Source organism: Paramaledivibacter caminithermalis DSM 15212 (assembly GCF_900142245.1).
Classification (GTDB): Bacteria; Bacillota; Clostridia; order Peptostreptococcales; family Caminicellaceae; genus Paramaledivibacter; species Paramaledivibacter caminithermalis.
In genome coordinates this window covers 1-5,484 of record NZ_FRAG01000104.1, presented here as the reverse complement: position 1 = coordinate 5,484, position 5,484 = coordinate 1, and the positions used below count along the sequence as shown (strand labels likewise).

Below are 5,484 nucleotides of genomic sequence, written 5' to 3'. Positions count from 1 at the left end.
ATGGTCAAATTGAGATTAGTAATAATAGAGCAGAAAGGGCCATAAAACCTTTTGTTATTGGTCGCAAAAACTTTTTATTTTGCAAATCCCCTAAAGGGGCTACGGCAAGCAGTATAATTTATAGTGTTGTAGAGACGGCTAAAGCCAACAATCTAAGTCCTTTTCACTATTTAAACTATCTATTTGAACAACTTCCTAATATTGATATAAATGACATAAAGCAGTTAGACCAGCTCTTACCATGGTCAGATAACATTCCTGATATATGTAGAGTTGGCCCTAATAAATAATATCATAGTCCTCATCCTTAATCCAAGGTGGGGACTATTTTACGCTTACAATTGTTCTCTTCGATAATGTGGTACAACAAGAAAGGGATATTTTTTTAGTTTTTGTGGAATCCTTTTAAACAAATCTCTTAGAGCATTAAGTGCTACCATACTCTTGTAATATTCAAACGCAAAAGCTTTATATGCGTACAAAAAAAGTTGCTCTTTATCATTCTTCACAAATCCTTTTGGATTGTTTTCGATAGGTGCAAAGACGCTACTATCATGATAATCACAAAAACAAGTATGGGTAGTAGCCTCATTTACACCAACTAATCCCAGTGAATTACTTAATTCAAGTATATTATCATCAATTCTTTTTGCATCAAATTTCTTTGTTTTATGCGTTGCAAAAGTAACCACATGATTTTTATATGATATTTGAGATAGTATTCCATTATTTTGTATCGCATGCGCAGGCTTAATAGGAGGTTTACATTCGCTTTTATTAGGATGCAGGCATGTTTTAATTTTATTTGAATCAAAAGCCTTGGCAGTTTCAAGTAATATTTTATTAATATACTTAACATCAATAAATTCATCTTCTTTATTGTAACAGCATTCAATATATTTAAGTTCACTTCCACATGGACAAGGCTCATTTTTTAGTATTTTAAAATATTTTAATGGCATCATAAGCTCATCTTCCTTTTTTATGAATTTATTCAGAAAAATATTAAATAATAAAGATTGTAATATGTTACTCTCTTATCCCATATTATAACAGATAGTTTTCTCTTTTAGTTATTAAATAATCACTAATATAAAGCACAAAAAGACCATGAAAAGTTTTTCTCTTCATGGCCTTTTTCTACTTTATCAAATCAGGAAACATATCTACGCACACGGTATCCGTAATGCAATTTCTATTTCGATCTGATTTATAATCTCTTTATCCTTACATCTATTAATTTTTGGCTTGTTTGAATTAAAGTTAAATATCTTTGTATCCATTGATATTGCAGCCATTACGGCTATTCTTTGCGACGTATTCTTACGCAGCACTCCACATGTGTAGTGTGTGGAAACATATCCACCGGCTGTACTTCCAAGGTCTTATATCCAAGCTCATTCAATATTCTTAAATCTCTGGCTAACGTACTAGGTTTACAAGATACATATATAACCCTTTTAGGCTTCATCACAGCTATCATCTCTAATACTACTTTATCACAACCCTTCCTTGGTGGGTCAACAACCACGACATCGGCTTTCAAGCCTTGTTTATATAGCTTAGGCACTAACTCCTCAGCCTTTCCTACAAAGAACTCTGTATTATCTAAATTATTCAGTTTTGCATTTCTTTTAGCATCCTTTATTGCTGCTTCAATAACTTCTATACCATAAACCTTTTTTGCCCTTTGAGCCAAGAAAAGTGAAATAGTTCCTATTCCACAATATATATCAAATACAGTTTCATTTCCTGTTAGCTCAGCATATTCTAAAACTTTATCATATAGTACCTTTGTTTGAAAAGGATTTACTTGAAAGAAAGACAAAGGCGAGATTTCAAACCTTAAATCACCTATATAATCTACGATCTTATCATGTCCATATAATGTAATACATTCACGTCCAAGTATAACATTTGTTTTCTTTATATTTATATTTTGAACTATGCTTTTTACCTTAGGAACATTCTTTATTAATTCATTCACTATTTTCTCTTTAAATGGTAATTTTTTTCCATTTGTAATAATAACTACCATTAAATCTCCCGTAGTGTGAGAAACCCTTGTTAGTATATGTCTTAATAACCCCTTACCTGACTTTTCTTCATATACAGATATCTTATTTTCATCAATAATCCTTTTAAAAATCATCAGTATTTTATCATTTATTTCATGGTGTATGCTACAGTCTACAATATTAACGATTTCATGAGTTCTCTTTTTATAAAAACCTATGATTGATTTTCCATTTTCCATTCCAATAGGAAATTGTGCTTTATTTCTATATCTATATGGCTCATTCATACCTAAGACATCGTGAATTAAAACATTTTCAAGCTTGCCTATTCTGTCGATATTTGATATAACTTTATTCTTTTTGATTTCAAGCTGTCTAGCATAATCTATATGTTGTATTTGACATCCTCCACATTTATCAGCTATAGCACATATCGGTTTAATTCTATATGGAGATAATTCTTTTACCTCAATTATTTTCCCCAAAGCATAATTTTTCTTTACCTTAGTAATTTCTACTAAAAGTTTATCTTTAGGAATCCCACCTTCTATAAAAATAGTAAATCCCTCTATTTCCCCTATTCCTTCTCCACCGTCGCCAATGTCGTGTATTATAAGTTCGTATTTTTTTCCTTCTTTTACAGGTATATCAGTCATAATTTGCCCCTCCTTATGTTTAATCATACTCATTATAAAAAAATCTCATACGATAATTGTTTAAAATTTAGAAAAAATCAAGAAAATGTTTTATACTATATATATAAAGCTTGTATAGGGAGTGTAGTTATATGCTTAAAACTTTTTTTAATCTATTTTTAATTGTTGTCATCTGCTTTTTAGCATCTATTATTCCACTAAACTCTTCTCTAATAAATTTTCCAAATGACTTATTACCAAATTTTACTCTAAACAAATCATCAAGCAAAATAAAGCCTATAAATAGTAGTTATGAAACAAATCTTAATGAACCCAAGCTCTATAATCCAACTAATATAGAGTTTATCATGACTGGTGAGTTAGATAAAGGGTCCTTTATTTTAGGTGAAAGCCATGACATAGTTTTAGAGGTCCTAAATAATGATAGTTTAGTCAAAAAATATATTAATACTGAATTTGTAACAGGTCTAATTGATATGGAAAATAATGATTCCAAAATCAAATATTCACTTGATATTTCCCAGGAAAATTTAGGACTAAGTGCGGGTTGTTATAATTTTAAAATATACTCAACTGGAAAAATATTTAATGGTATTGAACCCTATGAAATATCTGTAACCTACTTAAGTAATTCTAAATACATCCCTTCAAAGAATACAGTAGAAAATGGTTATATGTATTTAACCCTATATTTTCCAGATGAAAATTATGAATATCTATTACCCGTTTCTCGCAAGATTAAATATACCAATAAAACTATTAGGGCAAGTATAAATAACCTACTCTTAGGTCCAAACTCTTCATTAGGCTTAAGTAGCGGTTCTCCTATACCTGAAGTTCCCTCAATTTGGGTTAGGAAAAAAACTGCCTATCTAAATCTTCCTAGAAATATAGGCAAATATGACCAAGGATCAACTATCAGTCAGTTTGCATTGAATTCACTTGTCAATACCCTGACAACTTTAGGTGGAGTAGATAGAGTGAAATTTCTAAAAGGTGGTAAAGAAGTAGAAACCTTTTTCCATGGGACATATGTTAGAGAACCCTTTGAAAGAAATAATAATCCTAAGGTTTTTTTAGGCCTTGATACAAGTACTGAAAGATTACTGCTTGTTCCAATTGAACTTCATGAAAATAATATAGATATAAATGATTTAGTTCCTACACTATTTAATTCTTTAAAAACTGGTATAGTAAATGATATTCATCATAAAAATTTACTAGCAACAATTCCTAATAATGTTGAACTTTTAAGCTTTGAATACGATAATAATAATCTAACTTTGAATTTAAATAATGATTTTCTTAATGCTTATGGTAAAAGAAGTGATATTCAAAGCATGATGTTAGATAGTATTTTGTACTCCTTTAATAGCATCCCTGAAGTTAATAAAATTTCTATTATTATCGATGGAAATAAAATTGATTCTTTTAATAATATTGATATATCTAAGCCTTTGAGTGCTCCAAAATACATCAATGTTGAACAATACAACAAAGATATCTGATTGATGACCTTTTGGTTTATCTAAAAAATTTGGCGCCCTTAGGGCGCCATTAATATATTAGAATCAGTTACACATCGTAAAAATTACATTACAAGGTATAAACTGTCCTTCTTTAGATTATAATACATATTTGTTATGTTTATACATGCTTTTTATTAAATTTATGATTTTTTTATAATTTTTTAAATGATCAAATTGTATAATTACCTTGTCAAAAAGCTAACTACTACATATAGTTTTTAAATCTTCAAAATTATATCATATATATTATACACTTCTGCCAAGTTAGAATTATGCAATTTTTTAAATATTACCTTATACAATTCTCTAGAATATCCCACACTTCTCTATTAACCTTCTTAAATTTTACAGGCTTAAGCTCTTTATTAACAAATCCGTGGGTTGTTTTACCTCTTGCTAAAAGAATATCATCTTCCTTTCTTATAACCTCGTAGCTAAAAGCAATTCTAACTCCCTTTAATGAATCCACTCTAGTTCTAATTATTATTTCGTCATAATATTTTGCAGGCTTTATATACTGACATGAGCTTTCTATTACAGGTAATATAATACCTTCTTCCTCTAATCTTTTATATGTATATCCTAGTGAATTAAAAAATTCTGATCTTCCTACCTCAAACCACGTATAATAGTTACCATGATAGACTACCCCCATTTGGTCTGTTTCTCCATATCTCACTCTAATTACTGCATCATTTGTATACATATTATACCTCCTTGAGGAAGTTTTTAAAGCACCCTTGCCTTTCCACTATACACTAAACCTCTTATTGCATCGACAGTTATTACTTGATTATCTTCTAATAGCTTTGTAGCATTTTCAGCACCAACTATAACAGGTTTTCCAAGGCTTAGCCCAACTATGGCAGCATGGGATGAAAGTCCTCCCTCTTCAACAATAATTGCTGATGCCTTCTCCATATATTTTATCATATCTTTGTCAGTAGCAACAGTCACTAAAACATTTCCTTCTTTAAATTTTGTTTCAAGCTCTGAAGATGTTCTCACATTACAAACTTTGCCTGAAGCAGCGTTGTTTCCTACTCCCATGCCCTTTATTAGTATTTCTCCTACAATATGTACCTTAATAAGATTAGTGGCACCTGCAACACCAACAGGCACTCCTGCAGTTATAACTACAAGGTCTCCGCTTTTTATATATCCATATTCTTTAGCCTTATCAATAGATAAATCAAAAATTTCATCAGTTAAGTCTACATCTCTAATTAAAACTGGCTTAACACCCCATACTAATATCAACCTTCTTAATACTTCCTCAGA

General features: G+C 30.2%; 7 protein-coding genes. 2 read left to right on the top strand and 5 right to left on the bottom strand.

Annotated features, from left to right (window positions below):
* A partial coding sequence (locus BUB36_RS18325) for a transposase domain-containing protein (protein WP_131821362.1) occupies positions 1–290 on the top strand: 290 nt, incomplete at its 5' end.
* A 45-nt stretch (positions 291–335) separates the two neighbouring features.
* On the opposite strand, the gene BUB36_RS18320 is transcribed toward BUB36_RS18325, so the two are convergent.
* From BUB36_RS18320 to rlmD, 3 genes are all read right to left on the bottom strand, one after another.
* A complete protein-coding gene (locus tag BUB36_RS18320; protein ID WP_073153660.1) occupies positions 336–965 on the bottom strand; it encodes an SEC-C domain-containing protein in 630 nt (209 codons plus the stop codon).
* 201 nt (positions 966–1,166) lie between these two features.
* On the bottom strand, positions 1,167–1,334 hold the full coding sequence (locus BUB36_RS19930; RefSeq protein WP_165613150.1) for a hypothetical protein: 168 nt from the start codon (positions 1,332–1,334) through the stop codon (positions 1,167–1,169).
* Positions 1,304–2,674, bottom strand: a complete 1,371-nt coding sequence (gene rlmD, locus BUB36_RS18315; protein ID WP_073153657.1) for a 23S rRNA (uracil(1939)-C(5))-methyltransferase RlmD — start codon at positions 2,672–2,674, stop codon at positions 1,304–1,306. Before rlmD ends, BUB36_RS19930 begins: the two co-directional genes overlap by 31 nt.
* A 131-nt stretch (positions 2,675–2,805) precedes the next feature.
* On the opposite strand from rlmD, the gene BUB36_RS18310 reads away from it, so the two are divergent.
* The gene (locus BUB36_RS18310) at positions 2,806–4,182 is read left to right on the top strand and encodes a GerMN domain-containing protein (protein WP_073153654.1); all 1,377 of its coding nucleotides are present in this window, start codon (positions 2,806–2,808) and stop codon (positions 4,180–4,182) included.
* A 310-nt stretch (positions 4,183–4,492) separates the two neighbouring features.
* Here the strand turns inward: BUB36_RS18310 and BUB36_RS18305 are convergent, their stop codons facing one another.
* Together BUB36_RS18305 and BUB36_RS18300 are read right to left on the bottom strand one after the other, a co-directional pair.
* Positions 4,493–4,909, bottom strand: a complete 417-nt coding sequence (locus BUB36_RS18305) for an acyl-CoA thioesterase (protein WP_073153650.1) — start codon at positions 4,907–4,909, stop codon at positions 4,493–4,495.
* Between the two features lie 23 nt (positions 4,910–4,932).
* Positions 4,933–5,484: PEP-utilizing enzyme (locus BUB36_RS18300; RefSeq protein ID WP_242655910.1), on the bottom strand; the 552-nt coding region annotated here is incomplete at its 5' end.

Coding starts and splice junctions, on each gene's coding strand:
- BUB36_RS18320 (WP_073153660.1), bottom strand. CDS start 965: ATGATGCCATTAAAATATTTTAAAATACTAAAAAATGAGCCTTGTCCA.
- rlmD (WP_073153657.1), bottom strand. CDS start 2,674: ATGACTGATATACCTGTAAAAGAAGGAAAAAAATACGAACTTATAATA.
- BUB36_RS18310 (WP_073153654.1), top strand. CDS start 2,806: ATGCTTAAAACTTTTTTTAATCTATTTTTAATTGTTGTCATCTGCTTT.
- BUB36_RS18305 (WP_073153650.1), bottom strand. CDS start 4,909: ATGTATACAAATGATGCAGTAATTAGAGTGAGATATGGAGAAACAGAC.